This window comes from Planctomicrobium mucosum (assembly GCF_051466335.1).
GTDB lineage: Bacteria > Planctomycetota > Planctomycetia > Planctomycetales > Planctomycetaceae > Planctomicrobium.
This window is the reverse complement of sequence record NZ_CP195793.1, coordinates 2,726,169-2,741,449: the sequence shown is the minus strand read 5'-3', so window position 1 is coordinate 2,741,449 and position 15,281 is coordinate 2,726,169. Positions and strand designations below refer to the sequence as shown.

Below are 15,281 nucleotides of genomic sequence, written 5' to 3'. Positions count from 1 at the left end.
GGTTTCAGAGGCATCGAGATTCGTTGCCTCGCTTGAGCCGAACCGAGTTCCGGACGACTCTCGCGATCCAACTCGGGAGGAGACGTCTCCTCCCGAAGCCAGCGTTTATCTAGAAAGAAAGAATTTCACTGCCGCCGCGTGTGGACAGTCCCTGATAGAGTGCGTTGTCGACGTTCTCGCTCAGGAAATGGACAGATCCATCACAGTACAGAAAATGCCCCCCGCCAATGTGCTGGCTGCGAAATCGCCCATGAGTCGACTCGGTCGTGGGAACCGCGTGATTGTTGAATCTGTTCTCTGTGCTTCCCCAAGAATAGAAATAGCCATACCCCCAGACACTTCCATAATCCGTTGATGGAATTCCTCGTGGCGTGAAATCGCTTTCTCCAAACACCAGTGTATTGGACAGGCCATCGGTAATATCCCGCAGCTGAGTTTCTTTCTGATTCGGGCTGGTGGTCTTATTGAACTGAATCAGAGTAAGGGCGCCATTACATTGTGGAGTAACCGTAGCGTAGACGAGATCATTGACGGATGCGGTCCCGATCGAGGCCATATAGCTGCAGTACCCTCGACTTCCGGACAAAGCACCAGATGGCGGAGTCATTGTCGGACACGTATAGGTTGGGATGAGCATTTTCTGCAGCTCTGCATTGGTATAGCCATCCCCGTCAGTGTCAACAGTGCTTCCGGTAGAGAGCTTCGGATCCCATCGTTTTGCGAGTGCATCACTTTCAAGATAGGGAAGCAGGAAGATGAACGAGCTATTGTAGCTCGCAGTGTAAGTTGGAGTCGCAAGACCGAGTGCTTTGACCCGATTGATCTCTTCGCGGCTCACGTCCCGGGCAGCGGGAGGCAGGTAGTTCAACGTGTCGTGAAACATGTGTGTCGCCAGACCAATCTGCTTGAGATTGTTCTTGCATTGTGAACGACGAGCTGCTTCACGAGCCTGCTGTACCGCAGGCAGCAACAACGCAATCAGGACTGCAATAATCGCAATGACAACCAGCAGCTCAATGAGAGTGAACCCAGCTCGGTACTGGCTCGCGACTGCAACGTTCTTCTGTCTGTTATTCTTCATAATGTAATACCGAAGATGATTGGAATCGTTTCCAATTGATCAGTTGAATTTTGAGAATGACCACTCGGCACGAATCATGAGTGGCATCAAAGCACGCATCCCCGGCCACTGGAGAACAGGGGACGCTCTGTGGAATAAAGAACCACCACTTAAACGCGGCTGGCGACGGGATCGATGAGCACTGAGTGAGTCACTCAACCCCGACAATGCAACACAAACTCAGCGACGAGTGCTGAACGAAAACTGAGATGCGGGCAAACCGAGCGATCGTTGAGCGTAGGTCAACTCGGGAGAGGCCCCCGAACCGCCGTCGAAATCGAATCCGTTTGTGGCGCTGTCGAATTGCTGAAGTCGATCAAACGCCTCAGTGTCGTAGAAGGCAGGAACCCGTGGCTGCGCGAATCGAGCAGCGTTGAATTCTGGGTGTACGTGCAACATCAGAAAACTCCGGAGAGTTGAGACCAACGTGATGTCGTCACTCAAAACGGTATTGAGCGACCGCAATCGAAACGTGGCTGGCTACCGGAATAGGTTGCTGGCTAACTAAAATTGAGACTGAGTCTCAGTGTCGACACACTCTAACCCTGTGTTGCAAGAAACTCAACCCTCTCTATCCTGAATTTGATTACAAAACTGATATAAAATCTGTGGCCTAGTCCCTGACGGGCGGGTGAACAGCGAATCGAAAGATCGAGAATTCCCTGAGAAAACACGCTTCAGCTCTTTGAAATTGAATCACTCTGGAGCGGCGAAAAAAGTCGCACGATCAACGTGTATCGGGCTCAAACTCATTCGCCGAGAGTTGCTGCGACTTCAGCACTGACGCCGAAGGCTGGGGAATTCCGAGGCTGGCCTGTAGGATGAAAACATCATCCGCGTCTCTTCAGAAATCAGGAGGATTCCATGTCGACAGCACTCCTCGTCATTGACATCCAGAACGACTATTTCAAAGGTGGCCAGTATCCGCTGCACGAACCCGATGCTGCTACAGAGCAGGCTGTCAAAGCCATCAAACGGGCCAGGAAAGCAGGGTACCCTGTCATTCTGGTTCAACATATTGAGAAGAACGAAGACGGTAAGGCTCTCTTTTTTGCAGTTGGAACCTCAGGAGCCGAGATTCATCCAGCCATTCGTGATGCTGCTCCTGATGCGGTCGTGATCCAAAAGCATTTCGCTGACAGCTTTCGCGAAACGACACTCGAAGAGACACTCAAGAAACTACAGATTAAAAAATTGTTGGTATGCGGCATGATGACACACATCTGCGTCACCCATACATCGCTCTCGCCTTGGGCAGCCAACTACGATGTCACATTGATCGGAGACGCTTGCGCTTCGATTGATCCAGTCACGCACGGACTGGCCAGTTGGAGCTTGGGGGTCCGCCTCCCCACAATCGAAGCTGCTGCGGTCGGACGCGACGCCTGAATCGGGCACACTGATAAATGGCCCAGATGGAGGCGATCAACACCAGTTCAGACCGGATGATCGCCTCATTACCAACGCTCGCCCAACTCAGAAACGGACGAGTCAGAAATCGCTGCCTGCAGTCGGCTGCCTGAGTCTTCAGGAGGCTTTACATTCCGGCAGAGTTGTCGTTCGATGGCGTCGTAAACCGTCCTAGCGAATCACCGATGGCATTGCGACGGTTCTCCTCGCTGCACGCATCGACGGTGTGCAGCGAGTCCAAACGGCGACTACTCTCCAAGCAATCCTTTGTTGAGTCTGCGAAGTGCTTCACACTCAATCTGTCGGACTCGCTCTCGAGTCAGTCCCAACTCCTCACCAATTTCCTTCAGCGTGAGTGGTTCGCCTGAATCAAGGCCAAACCGCAGCTTGAGGATTGTCGCTTCCCGTTCGTCCATATCTTTGAGCATTCGCTCAACATGCACGAGGTTGTCGCTGTTGATGAGGTCATCTTCCGGGCCGAGCAATCTCTCATCCGGAATCAACTCCCCGAGAGAAACATTCTCGTTGTCTTCTGCCTGAGGAGTCGTGTTGTAAAGCTGAATCGCCTTCTTGACGATCTTCAGCTTCTTGGATGGCAACTCGAGCTCACGAGCGATTTCATCCGCAGTCGGAACTCGCCCAAGTTCATCGTGCAGCTTTGCGTTTGCACCTCGCCATTTTGAAAGCAGTTCGACCATGTACGCCGGAACGCGGATCGTTTTCGCAGAGTTGATCAATGCCCGTTTGATCGACTGCTTGATCCAGTAACTGGCGTACGTGCTGAACCGGGTGTTCATGTCCGGGTCGAATCCTTCGACGGCACGGAGCAATCCCAGGTTCCCTTCTTCAATGAGGTCTTGTAACGGGAGACCTTTCCCCGTGTAGCCTCGGGCGATGTTGACGACCAGCCGAAGGTTCGCACGAACCATCCGATCCCGGGCGTGCATATCTCCTTCCGAAATGCGGTTCGAAAGGTTTTTTTCATCTTCAGCAGTTAATAATGCCGTTTCATTGATCTCTCGCAAATAAGTTTCAAGAGGGTTCTGGACTGACGCTGGGCGACTGCGAGTCGTTTTTTCCATGGAAATTCTTAGCCTGTACTTGTGACAGGAATAATTGCGGAGAAGGACAGCAAAGCGAACCGCATCCTCACAGTTCATGGCCTTCAATAAATTCTCAAAGACTTCATCGAACCGGCAGAGATTGCCGCTTCAGTTTTCATTAGGGAAATTTGCGTGATGTCGATAAGCGTGGAAGAAAGTTCTGATTATTCCGAATGCGCCGCCAATGTTTATTTTTCGCATCATTTCCACTCAATTTCAAAGCAGATTTATTCGCTGTGGCATTGCCGTTAATCAATCCATTTCACATCGCTCGAGGCAAGTTAGTTCTCTGAAAAAGACGCGGTCACCACTCAATTCCAATTTACAATCGCCAGAAACCATCCAGGCAGTACAACCACTACAACTGGAGCTGAATCCGTAGGTCTTCCCGTTCGCTGCGCTTGCCTCGCCGCGGAGGACTTCATCACCTTGAAAGACTGAGTGATGCACATTCGCAACGTGAGTCACTCGATGGTTCGAAATGAAAAAGCCACGGCCTGCGTGTTGAAATCAACATGCGGGCCGTGGCGAATTGTCGTCGAATTGATAAGTAATCTTAGATAAGAGGACGAATCAGTCCAATCATCGCTCTCTGCAACTCACATCTCGAGAGATGTGTGTCTGCCCCTTTGAGCGTTCCCCCCGGAAGCTTCAAGTCAGGATATCGTGGACAACATTTCCAAAGACATCGGTCAGTCGGTAGTCACGACCGGTGTGCCGGAATGTCAGACGGGTGTGATCGATCCCCAGAAGATGCAGAATCGTTGCATGGAAATCGTGAACATGCACCCGCTTATCAGCAACCGAGATGCCGTACTCATCGGACGCCCCGTGAACCACTCCTTTTTTCATACCTGCCCCAGCCATCCAGCTTGAGAACACCATTGGATGATGGTCGCGGCCCGCAGCATCTTTTTCTTCCATGTAGGGAGTGCGTCCGAATTCCGTTGTCCAGACGACCAAAGTGTCATCCAGCAATCCACGCTGCTTCAGATCCTGAAGTAATCCTGCAATCGGCTTATCGACGTTTTTAGCGAGTCGGCCATGGTTGAGCATATCGCCGTGGTCGTCCCAGTTATTTGACGATCCGACATCGATACATTCCACGAAGCGAACGCCGCGTTCCACGATGCGGCGAGCGACTAAACAATTCCAGCCAAAGCTTGTTGTGTCTCCCGGTTTGAGATCGTACATCGCAAGTGTCGACTCAGTCTCTTGAGACAGGTCAAAGACCTCAGGTGCTTCTGACTGCATTCCGAAGGCAGTTTCGAACGACTTGATTCGTGCTTCAAGTTGATCGTCCTGCGGAGATTGCTGAAGGTTCCCCTGATTGATCTCACGCAGTAGATCGAGTTCTAAGGATTGCAGATCATTGGTCGCTGCCCGTCGGTGCATATTGGCGATTGGAGTCGCACCGGGAAAAACCTGTAATCCTTGATGGCACCCTGGAAGAAACGCATTGTTCCAGTTCTGACCGCGGGCGTAGGGGGTCGCTCCGGTAATGACGACAAAGGAGGGGAGGTTCTGATTCTCGGTGCCCAGTCCGTAGCTGACCCAGGAGCCCATACTCGGACGTGCAAAGCTGAACGAACCTGTGTGCATTCCCAGCGTTGCTTCGTAGTGGGCAATGTGATCTGTGGTCATCGACCGAATCAGCGCAATGTCATCGATCATCCCGCCGATATGCGGGAACAGGTCACTCACTTCGATCCCGGATTCCCCTCGAGGACGGAAATCCCATTGGGCCTTCTTAAAGTGCTGCTTAAAGTCGCCAATATGCCCACGGTAGTTATGGACGTTGAGCGTCTTGTTGTGATCTGCCGTCAGTTGAGGCTTCGGGTCGAACGAATCGACATGGGAGACTCCACCGCTCATGAAGAGGAAGATGACATTCTTCGCTTTGGCAGGGTAGTGGGGTTGTTTCGGCGCGAGTGGATCGGCTGAACCTGAAGATGCGCTGGCAGATTGTGTGTCCGCGAGCATCGCCGACAGTGCGATGGCTCCGAAGCCCCCCGCTGCCCGCGAGAGCATTTCACGGCGTGAAATTGAAGTGAATGGATTCATGATCCCGCCCCTGTTCAATTCAAACTCGAGTTGTCGAACCAATCACCAAATGATTGATTGGCGTCCAAGCTTCGCTGCCAGATTATTTCAAATACAAAAACTCATTGCTGCTCAGAATCACCCGAACATACGCTGCCAGACTCAGATTCGGTCGGTCAGCGTCCGCAGGTAAATTCTGAGCGTAGGACTCGCAGAAGCGCTCTGCTCGTCGAATTTCTTCGTCCGTAGGAACTCTCGACAACGCCATCTGGTAAAGGCGAGTGATCTGCTCAGGCTTCTCGGAAGACTCCTGAGTGAGTCGCAGTGCAAACTGATAAGAACGTTGATGCATGGAGGGGTCGTTCATCATGAACAGCGCCTGCGATGGCGTTGTTGTCGATTCCCGTTTCCCGGTGGATGCGTTTGGGTCGGCCCCATCGAAGAGCGCCAGGAATGGATGTCGTTTGATTCGCTGCGTCATCAGATACACAGTGCGCTTGTTCGAATCGTAGACTGCATCAAATGGGTTGTGCTGCGAGAATCCCCATTGCGGAATTGGAGGAAACGGATGTGATCCTCCCATCGAGTCATCAAGTTCACCGCTCAGGGTCAGCCAGGTATCCCGCAGTGATTCAGCGTCCATTCGCTGGTTGTTTCGACGCCAGAACCAAATGTTTGTCGGATCGATCTCATTCGCTGAAGAAACATTATCACTCGATACCTGATAGGCGCGCGAAGTCAAAATCAGGCGATGCATCGCTTTGAACGAATGCCCCGATTCTCTGAATTTGGTAGCGAGAAAATCGAGCAACTCAGGGTGAGTCGGTCGGGCTCCCCGCACGCCGAAATCGTTCGGGGTAGAAACGATTGCCTGCCCGAAGTGGTACTGCCAGATGCGGTTGACGATGACGCGATCGGTCAACGGATTCTCAGGTGCTGTCAACCACTTCGCGAGCAACAGTCGCCCGCTACCCGGATAGTTTTCAGGGAACTTCTCCCCCCCAAGAATTTCGATGTAGCCGCGAGGTACTTCGTCGCCCAGTCGGTCCGGTTCGCCCCGCATCTGCATTCGAGCATTTTCGACAGTTCCTTCCCGCACTCCATAGACGGTCGGAAATGACGGTACTGAATTCAGTTCGTCGAGGCTCTTTCGCAGTTCCGCAACTTTCCCTTGCGTCTCAGCGATCTGACCTGCGAAAGTTTCCGCCGTTACCGGATTGACTTCACGCGCCGACAGCAGTGGTTCGTTCTGTACCCAGAAATTATCCAGTTCTCGCTGCGGACGGTGCAGGGTCGAGTCAGTTCCATGTCCATCGATCACCCAGGAATTGGCGATTCCATCCCAACTTGGATTGAATGGAGCGTCCTCAAAACTCCAGGATTCTTTTGGACCTGTCACGACTCCCGAGAAATTCTTCGATTTCCAATTGACGACCAATTGCAGGTTGTACCATTCGCCCATTGTTAATGGAGCAACTTCAGCAAATGCGCCATCTCGACGAATCGCAACGTGGTGTGCATTAACGAAGACTTCAACTGCGGGGGAAAACCCATTCTCGGGATGATCCAATGCAACACGGTAGTAGCCGTCTCCTCCTGCCTCAGCGTTGACGTTGCGGAAATCGACGTTGATGAAGAGTGGCTCTTCTGATTCCGGCGTGAAGACTCCGATTGGGCGACGGACACCGAGGTTTCGTGGATCGTTCGGCAACTGCAACGCTCGATTCCCAACCGCTGCGACATTCAGGAACGGGCTCGAACTTCCTGTCACCACAACCGCTTGAGGATCGCTTCCCCAGTCTGGTGGCAACTTGTCAGTACTTTCAAATCCTCCTTGAAAATTCGCGACGAATGACAAGAGGTCGCGAATTTTCTGATTCTGAGCCGCCACTTGCTCCTCACGCAACTTCTGCAGCTCAACAGCTTTTTCGGGAGGAATGGCTGGAACAAGATCTTTTGGAGCGCGAACCTCTTCCGCTCCAGGGAAAGTAAACTTCGAACTCGAGAAGATCCCGTAAAGTGCGTAATAGTCGCTGGCGGAAATCGGTTCGAATTTGTGATCGTGGCAACGCGCACATCCAACCGACAATCCAAGTACGGACTGTCCCATCGTATCGAGCAAGTCTTGAATCGTGAGATGGAAGTACAAGAAATTCGTATCGTTGTATCCGAACCTGCGTGAGAGCGCCAGATGTGTCGTCGCAGTGATCAGCTCTTCATACTGCTCGGGAGGTGCATCGGCAGCCAGCAAATCTCCAGCGTACTGTTCAATCAGGAAACGGTCGTACGGTTTATCGTTGTTGAATGAGTTGATGACATAATTTCGATACTTGTATGCATCCGGAACCGGATAGTCGCTCGCGTCTCCCGCGGTGTCTGCGTACCGCGCCACGTCCAGCCAATGGCGCCCCCAGCGTTCGCCATAATGGGGCGATGCCAGCAGCCTGTCGATTACCTTCTCCCAGGCATCTGAACTTTCATCTGCCAGAAACGCATTCAACTCTTCAGGAGTTGGGGGAAGTCCCGTCAGATCATAAGTGACTCGACGCAGCAACACCCCGCGTGTAGCAGGACCATTCGGTTCGATGCCCTGTTTCTGCATCGACGCCAAAAGAAAACGGTCGATCGGATTCCCCGACCAGTCTGTACGTGCGACCTCTGGCGGGGTCGGGGAAGTAATCGGCTGAAAAGCCCAATGCTCTAGGTGTTCCTGAGTCGGCTCAAATTTCTTGGAAACCGCAGGAGGAGCAGCGGGATCGTTTTCACCTTGAGGCCAGGGGATGCCCATCTCGACCCAGCGATTGAGCTTGTCGATTTCACTTTGTGGCAGCTTCCCGTTCGGAGGCATTTCGATCCCGCGGTACTCGACCGCGCGAATGAGCAGACTCTCCTTTGCCTTACCTGCAATCGCCGCTGGCCCGCTTGCCCCCCCTACAATCACCCCTTGGTGACTGTTCAAAAACAGCTCACCTTCAGCGTGTCCGCCATCACCATGACACTCATAGCAATGCTTGATGAGCAGCGGTCGGATTTCGTTCTCGAAAAACGCGAGCTGATCTGCCGTTGGCTCGGATGCAGTCGCAACCGAGCTGATCAGCGAGATTGAGATCACCTGAAGGAGAGGCAGAACCGAACGTTTTTTTTGACGAGAGGTTGTCATAAATCTCTCAACGGCAGGAGGGCAATAAAGACGGCAATTAAGATCGCTGAGCGGGGCGTTTCTTCAGAAGGGGGGACCTGAAAGATAGAATACCCTGTTAGCGAAATTGAACGGAGGTTCAAGGTGGGAGAATTTAGTCGATCTACATCTCGACCTTGCGAGAAATAAGACTGAATTCCGGTCCATATCGTAACAGACTGAGAATCACCAAGACACTATCTCCGACTTTCAAACCTCGAAAATATAAAACGCTCTCACACAGTTCGCACCTTCCTGATCATGGATCGGTCTGCAACTTTCTGACAACGTATTCACACTCCTCAAGGAAGCGTACAGGATCTTTAAACTTGGAACTTTCGGCAGAAACTTCCAACCCAAAATTCCCTTTAAACGCCAGCTGATCGAGGGCTGGAGCGAGCGGAGCCCAATCGATCGTTCCTTCATAGGGAATCTGATGTCTGTCGGCACTACTGTCGTTGTCATGCAGATGTAGCGCCAGCAATCGATCCCCTAATTCCTGCAGAACAGAGAAGCAGGTACGCTGAACGTTTTCATGGCCGGAGTCGTAGCAAAATCCGACAGTGTCGCTGGTGAACACTTTCAACAATTTCCTGAGCACATCGTCATAATCCCGACGCTGCCCATTCTCCAACGCGAGTTTCACGTTGCGCTTCTCAGCGTACTCTTCCAGCTTTTTCACGGACTCAATACCGTGTTGAATCATCCGATCACGCTTTTCATCGTGCGGAAGTCCGTAAGGAAGCAACATGTGCAAGATGATACTTTTCCCACCCAGCACCTGGGCAGCATCAATGGCCAATTCGCATAAGTGCAGTGCTTCCGATCGATCCCCCTCCTGAAGCGAAAAGAGGCGATCTGCATTTGGAAACGGAGAGTGGATCCAGTCCACAGTCAACTGCTTCTGGTCGACCAATTTCTTCGCCGCTTTCACTCCATCGGGCGTGTCGATTCCTGCATGGAAAAAGTGGTCGATCGAAATTACTTGAAAGCCAATATCGCGGATCATTGAGATGACCTCTGGAAACAACACCTTTGTGTTGAAACCAGTGTTCATCGATGGAATCCATTTCCATTCAGCAGGCGCAGAGGCTTGAAGCGATCGAGCAGGCAGCATCGTCGCTGCTGCCCCTGCGACTCCCCACTTCATAAAATCCCGGCGGTTCAAAGAATCCATAGGGTCACTCTACTTTAAGTCGCTGCGTCGTGCTCGGCCCACAGACGATATCGTTGTTCACGTCACTTCTTCGAAGAAGCCAACGGTAGATCGAACGAATTATCCCCGAGTTTCAGGTCGACGACTTGCGATTTGTCTCGAAAAAACCGAGTGGGGTTCTTTTTGTACCAAGGATCAACTGGTGCCCCCATGCTTGTGGGAACTGGGCGATTTCCCCCTTCATCTCCCGGTTTGACGGGAATCACGACAACCTCTACCCGATAGTTTCCCGGCACCAATCCCTGACTCTTCGCGACGGTGTAGGCCCCATTGACGACCTCAGCCCCTCCACTCGGGCCCGCAAGTCCACCTTCCGGAATAAATGAGATCGACCCGAACTGGACTGGCTCGCCATTGAGGTCAACTTTCCCCACCACAGTTAAAAACTCAGGCTTCTTGGCAGCACCGCAGCCAATAAGCAGACTGCAAATCAACAAAGCTAAAGTCGAACGAATTTGCATGGATTCCTCTTCTCCCAAAGTCCACTTGGCTGCGTGCAAATCAGACGTGCTGTGAAGCGTCCAACTCCGGTCACTCATGTTCGCGGAAAAGGACAAGGCGATTCGGATGTTCGATCGCCTTGTCCTTAATCATGACGAACGGTGTTAGAACTCACCGACAACGTTGCCGTCGTTGTGAAGGCCGATATTCCGCCATGTTTGATTCGCAATGTTATCGCTCACAAACCGAACAGCCCCGTCTCCCATCAGACAGTGAACGCCGCCAACATGCATGCTGCGTGCAGAAACGGTCATCGATCTGCTGAGATAGTCCCCGTAGACACCAACGCACGGCACACCAGGTTCACTTGAACATCCATGACGGTGTTCATCAGGAACGGAAGTATTCGGATTGTGATTCGAATGAATGAACGAACCTTCGGGATAGTGCATCACACCACGAAGATCAGCAGTTGACTTCGCCGGGAGTAACTCGCCGACCATCATCGAATTGCTCATTCCGTCCGTGAAGTCTTGTGACCCCACTTTGGAATTAACGTCGAACGGCCCTGCATTTGGTCGACTTTTCCAAGATGGAACGATCATGACCATATTCTGCATCGGCCCCAGACCATTCGCTGCGCCATAGGTTCCTTTTGCAAATGTATCGTATGCAAGTCCGCCAGAACCGGGGGTCGAAGGGCAGTACATCGCTGCAAGCGGAGCACTCACAATCGGAAAGTTTTCATACATATCGGTTCCGGGAGTAGCACTCGTGCTTCCCGAACCTTTATGGAAGTTAATGCGATTATAGAGAGGAGCCTGATCGATGAACGGGAGGATGTAAGCAACCCATCCCCATTCGGTGAACACCGACTCCGTCTGTACGTACCCCGGAGGAAGAAACCGATGGTTATCCATATAGTTATGTAGCGCGAGCCCGATTTGCTTCATGTTGTTTCGGCATTGCGATCTGCGGGCAGCCTCACGCGCCTGTTGCACTGCAGGCAGCAGGAGCGCGATCAGAACTGCGATGATTGCAATAACAACAAGCAATTCAATTAACGTAAATCCTCGATATCTTGAAGTACGTGTCAAGCCCATCGGATTCTCCCCGTAAAGCAGTGCGAATATTCCAAAACAGGACTATTAAAACTTCGAACAAACCAACATCGCTTCAACCCGCTCGGTCCTCAGGCGACCGTGCGGTTCTTTCTGCGCGCACCGGGAGCGCAATTGAACACGAAGGTTCATTCCAGACTTGGTCAGCCGAAGAAAGAATCGCCGTCAACGCCTACGAAGTTGAAGTGAAGTCAACTAATCAATTTTCGCTCTGAGCATCCGGACCGCCTCCTTGAGAGACCCATTCCGGAAACATGCCAGTAGGGCTTCATGTTCCTGATAGATTTCGTGGGAACCGTCCGAACCACGTTGCATTCTCCGAAAATGAGAACGGATACGACCTGCAAGGGAATCCCAGATGACCAGCAAATCAGGCTGCCGGGCCCGTTCGACAAGCGTTCGATGGAATGCGATATCTAATTCCGCCAGCGAGTACAGGTCTCCTGTCTCGGAGGCCTGCTTCATTTGCTCGAGGATGCTTTCCCACTTCCGAAAGTCTTCTTCGACGAGGCTGTCGAAAATCATCTCTAACGCAAACGACTCAACGCTACGGCGAATTGGGACGACCAGTTTTCGGATTTCTAAAGGAGCGGCAGGGGAGATCACCGCTCCACGATTGGGACGCGACACAAGCAGTCCCTGAATCGACAATCTCAGAACCGCTTCGCGAACCGGACTTCGTCCCACGCCAAAGCGTTCAGCGAGGGCCTGTTCGGTCAGACGTCCCCCTTCTGAAATGCGTCCGGAGAGAATGTCATTACGAAGCTGATCCGCGATTTCCTGCGAATACGTTTGATTCGGTTGTTCCGGATCGAGAGTCAATTCAACCCCCTCGCTCAGCTTGATTCATCGTGTTAACAGTCCCACTCCACTTTGTAGGGAGTCGGCCAATCACCAGTATTCAACGATATGTCACCCTTCAACACATTGTCAACAATCAAATGCCTGCTTGTTGATTATTCACACAAATTCGAATTCAAAACACTCAATTTAGTCGACAAGTCCAACGCAGTTCTCAATCACCCATTAACATCAAATCAACCACAATGAGGTCAATCACGACAACATTCAGGCAAAACAATCTTTCGACGGGCGTTGCGGATGTTAGGATGCCATCCTCGGGCGCCCAATTGTCATCTTGCACCTCACTTCTGCTGATAGAGAGTCGTTTCGATGGTAAAGCCCGTCTTTTTTTGGGTGGGATTCATTCTGTTGAGCTGGTACAGCATGCAGATCGTCCATGAAGCTGGCCACATTCTGGCAGCCCTCTTCACAGGGGGAATAATTCAGATGGTCGAGCTGCATCCACTGTCGATCTCTCGAACCGATGTCTCACCAAATCCCGCACCGCTGATCGAGATCTGGAGCGGTCCCGTTTGTGGAGTTTTGTTCCCGCTGCTTGGCTGGCTCGTCTCGAAAAAGTTTGCAAGTCGACAAGTCGCATCGGCGATCCGCTTCTTTTGCGGATTCTGCCTGATCGCGAATGGAGCCTACCTTGGTTCCGCGATGAACACCCCCATTGGCGATTCAGCAGAACTCCTTCAACATGGCGCCTCTCGTTGGCAACTAATTCTCTTCTCAATTCTCACTGTCCCTTCAGGCATCTGGATGTGGGACGGAGTTCATCGCGAACTTGGAATCGGTCCGAATTCAACAGTAATCCCCAAGTGGTTCTGCATCACCACCTGGGGATTACTGATTGTTCAGATTTCACTGTACTTCCTGATTGCGTCCGCATTGAAGCAACGCGGGATCCGCGTCAGTCCAACGATCCCATCTTTCCGCTCTGAAAGTCGACAATCGCTTGCCGAATCTCATCTTGAGTGTTCATCACGAATGGACCTCGCCCATAAATCGGCTCGTTGATCGGCTCACCTGTCAACACGAGAACCATCGCGTCAGACTCCGCCTGAAGTGTAATTTCCGTTCCCGCACGGTCAAATTGAACGAGTTGAACAGCTTCAGTATCAGTTGATTCGTTGACCTTCACCTTTCCCTTTTGAATGATGGCGAGAGCGGTGTGCCCATCGGCGACCGGAAGAGTGAAACGCTTGCCCGGTACCAACCGAAGATCCAGTACGTTCATTGGAGTGAACGTCTTAGCTGGCCCCGCCGCAGAAGCCAAAGCCCCTGCGATCACCCTCGCTGTTCCTGCTCCTCCTTCGAGTTCCACTGTCGGAATCTGCGAAGCAACAATTTCCTGATACCCTGGGGGAGCGTTCTTATCTACAGCGGGAAGGTTGACCCATAGCTGCACCATTTCAAGAATGCCCCCCTCTCGAGTGAATCGCTGGCTGTGAAATTCCTCATGCAGCAGGCCGGATCCGGCCGTCATCCACTGTACATCCCCTTTGCCGATCACTCCCTGACTTCCGCTGGAATCCCGATGTTCAAGCTCACCATCGTAGACGATCGTCACGGTTTCGAAGCCCTTATGAGGATGTCCACCGACTCCTCGCTTCGCAGTTCCAGGGCGGAATTCATAGGGTCCAGCGTAATCCAGTATCAGAAATGGGTCGTATTCGTTTCCATCCAGATAGTTGAATAGACTTCTAACAGGGAAGCCATCACCGACCCAATGGGGATGATTGTTCTCAACGACTTTTTTGACAGACTTTTGCATCATGGTTCCAGACTGGATGAGTGCGAGCGAACATCACCTTGGTAACTCTGAGTAAATCATCACCGAACTCCGCCCGTTTTCAAGACCCCATCGGTTGGGAGAGTCGCCCCCGTATGCTGTCCCCTCGGAACATGGAGGCACACCGTGCATTGATTCAACAAGAAAACAGGGAAACGGGCATGCTTTCCTGACGATTCCAAAGCGTGATTCTCCATTCAGTTCAGGCTCTTCCGCAGTTGAAGATTGGCGTCGAATCGAATGGAGACACTTCTTACTTAATGGCTGGGTTGATGAGTCCAGAACATGAATCCAACACTTGATGGAGATGGAGTTCTAAATGTCCGTTGATGGAGACAAAGCTTAGAAAGCGTACATCTAACGAGATTCTTCCGTCGAAACTCGCGACTTGTCGATTGCCGCTATCGGCAATGACGCTTTTTTCGTTTGGACTTGTCCGCTCTTCGTCATGCCTCTCCAAAGGCTATTCCAGAAAACGTTGCTGCTCGCCTGGTTTCGGAAGTCGACAAGCGTCGACCGTGCCAAAAAGCGAATACCGCCACCTCGCTAATACTCGGTATCCGAGATCACGAAGAGGCAATGGAATCAGCCAAAGCATCCAGCCTAGGAGGCGGTAGTGCCGTCCAAGTTGCCAGAGGATGCGGACGACAGCAGTGGAGCGCCGATACGATTTGCCTTTGTGCGTCGCGACGAGAGTGTTCAGTCGCTGGATATCATCCGCGCCGAGTTGCTGTCGTGCGGTCTCCCCCTGCAGAGCAGCATAGCGAATTGATCCAGGTCGATCGGCGTTCAGAAGAAAGTTGACTGAACGATTACAGAAGCCGCATTTCCCATCGTAATAAACGATGAACCAATCATCTGGATTGTGCGAAGAGGACGCTGCTGAATCAACTTCAGTCTTCTTCATGAGTCATGCTCTACACGACAAGGGACTACGAGTGTCGGTGATGCAAGCATCTTCGAAACGTGCATCAACGGGGATGTCGAATTGATCGTTGCTTCAAAGTA

General features: G+C 51.9%; 13 protein-coding genes. 2 read left to right on the top strand and 11 right to left on the bottom strand.

Going from position 1 to position 15,281, the window contains the following annotated elements; all coding sequences use genetic code 11:
* Nucleotides 1-109 precede the first annotated feature (109 nt).
* Together SH668x_RS11065 and SH668x_RS11060 are read right to left on the bottom strand one after the other, a co-directional pair.
* Entirely contained in the window at nucleotides 110-1,081 is a 972-nt protein-coding gene (locus tag SH668x_RS11065; protein ID WP_437185122.1) for a DUF1559 family PulG-like putative transporter, read from the bottom strand.
* 219 nt (nucleotides 1,082-1,300) lie between these two features.
* Nucleotides 1,301-1,519 carry a hypothetical protein gene (locus SH668x_RS11060; protein ID WP_437185121.1) on the bottom strand — a complete coding sequence of 73 codons (219 nt, stop codon included), beginning with the start codon at nucleotides 1,517-1,519 and terminating at the stop codon, nucleotides 1,301-1,303.
* Between the two features lie 465 nt (nucleotides 1,520-1,984).
* Between SH668x_RS11060 and SH668x_RS11055 the strand changes: the two genes are divergently transcribed.
* On the top strand, nucleotides 1,985-2,509 hold the full coding sequence (locus SH668x_RS11055) for an isochorismatase family protein (RefSeq protein ID WP_437185120.1): 525 nt from the start codon (nucleotides 1,985-1,987) through the stop codon (nucleotides 2,507-2,509).
* A 269-nt stretch (nucleotides 2,510-2,778) separates the two neighbouring features.
* Here SH668x_RS11055 and SH668x_RS11050 read toward each other — a convergent pair whose 3' ends face one another.
* From SH668x_RS11050 to SH668x_RS11020, 7 genes are all read right to left on the bottom strand, one after another.
* Nucleotides 2,779-3,612 carry a sigma-70 family RNA polymerase sigma factor gene (locus tag SH668x_RS11050; protein WP_437185119.1) on the bottom strand — a complete coding sequence of 278 codons (834 nt, stop codon included), beginning with the start codon at nucleotides 3,610-3,612 and terminating at the stop codon, nucleotides 2,779-2,781.
* Nucleotides 3,613-4,284: 672 nt separating this feature from the next.
* A complete protein-coding gene (locus SH668x_RS11045) occupies nucleotides 4,285-5,697 on the bottom strand; it encodes a DUF1501 domain-containing protein (RefSeq protein WP_437185118.1) in 1,413 nt (470 codons plus the stop codon).
* An 82-nt stretch (nucleotides 5,698-5,779) separates the two neighbouring features.
* Nucleotides 5,780-8,836 (bottom strand): PSD1 and planctomycete cytochrome C domain-containing protein, encoded by a 3,057-nt coding sequence (locus tag SH668x_RS11040; protein ID WP_437185117.1) that lies wholly within the window; start codon nucleotides 8,834-8,836, stop codon nucleotides 5,780-5,782.
* Nucleotides 8,837-9,113: 277 nt separating this feature from the next.
* The gene (locus tag SH668x_RS11035) at nucleotides 9,114-10,031 is read right to left on the bottom strand and encodes a TIM barrel protein (RefSeq protein WP_437185116.1); all 918 of its coding nucleotides are present in this window, start codon (nucleotides 10,029-10,031) and stop codon (nucleotides 9,114-9,116) included.
* A 62-nt stretch (nucleotides 10,032-10,093) separates the two neighbouring features.
* Complete coding sequence (locus tag SH668x_RS11030; protein WP_437185115.1) at nucleotides 10,094-10,531, bottom strand: hypothetical protein; 438 nt, start codon at nucleotides 10,529-10,531, stop codon at nucleotides 10,094-10,096.
* A gap of 144 nt (nucleotides 10,532-10,675) precedes the next feature.
* Nucleotides 10,676-11,614 carry a DUF1559 family PulG-like putative transporter gene (locus tag SH668x_RS11025; RefSeq protein ID WP_437185114.1) on the bottom strand — a complete coding sequence of 313 codons (939 nt, stop codon included), beginning with the start codon at nucleotides 11,612-11,614 and terminating at the stop codon, nucleotides 10,676-10,678.
* 213 nt (nucleotides 11,615-11,827) lie between these two features.
* Nucleotides 11,828-12,454, bottom strand: a complete 627-nt coding sequence (locus SH668x_RS11020) for a GntR family transcriptional regulator (RefSeq protein ID WP_437185113.1) — start codon at nucleotides 12,452-12,454, stop codon at nucleotides 11,828-11,830.
* A gap of 351 nt (nucleotides 12,455-12,805) precedes the next feature.
* On the opposite strand from SH668x_RS11020, the gene SH668x_RS11015 reads away from it, so the two are divergent.
* Complete coding sequence (locus tag SH668x_RS11015; RefSeq protein ID WP_437185112.1) at nucleotides 12,806-13,498, top strand: hypothetical protein; 693 nt, start codon at nucleotides 12,806-12,808, stop codon at nucleotides 13,496-13,498.
* Here SH668x_RS11015 and SH668x_RS11010 read toward each other — a convergent pair.
* Both SH668x_RS11010 and SH668x_RS11005 read right to left on the bottom strand, forming a co-directional pair.
* Nucleotides 13,392-14,255: a pirin family protein gene (locus SH668x_RS11010; protein WP_437188533.1), complete on the bottom strand. Its 864-nt coding sequence runs from the start codon at nucleotides 14,253-14,255 to the stop codon at nucleotides 13,392-13,394. The genes SH668x_RS11015 and SH668x_RS11010 overlap by 107 nt on opposite strands.
* 481 nt (nucleotides 14,256-14,736) lie before the next feature.
* The gene (locus SH668x_RS11005; protein WP_437185111.1) at nucleotides 14,737-15,180 is read right to left on the bottom strand and encodes a thiol-disulfide oxidoreductase DCC family protein; all 444 of its coding nucleotides are present in this window, start codon (nucleotides 15,178-15,180) and stop codon (nucleotides 14,737-14,739) included.
* Nucleotides 15,181-15,281: the final 101 nt, after the last annotated feature.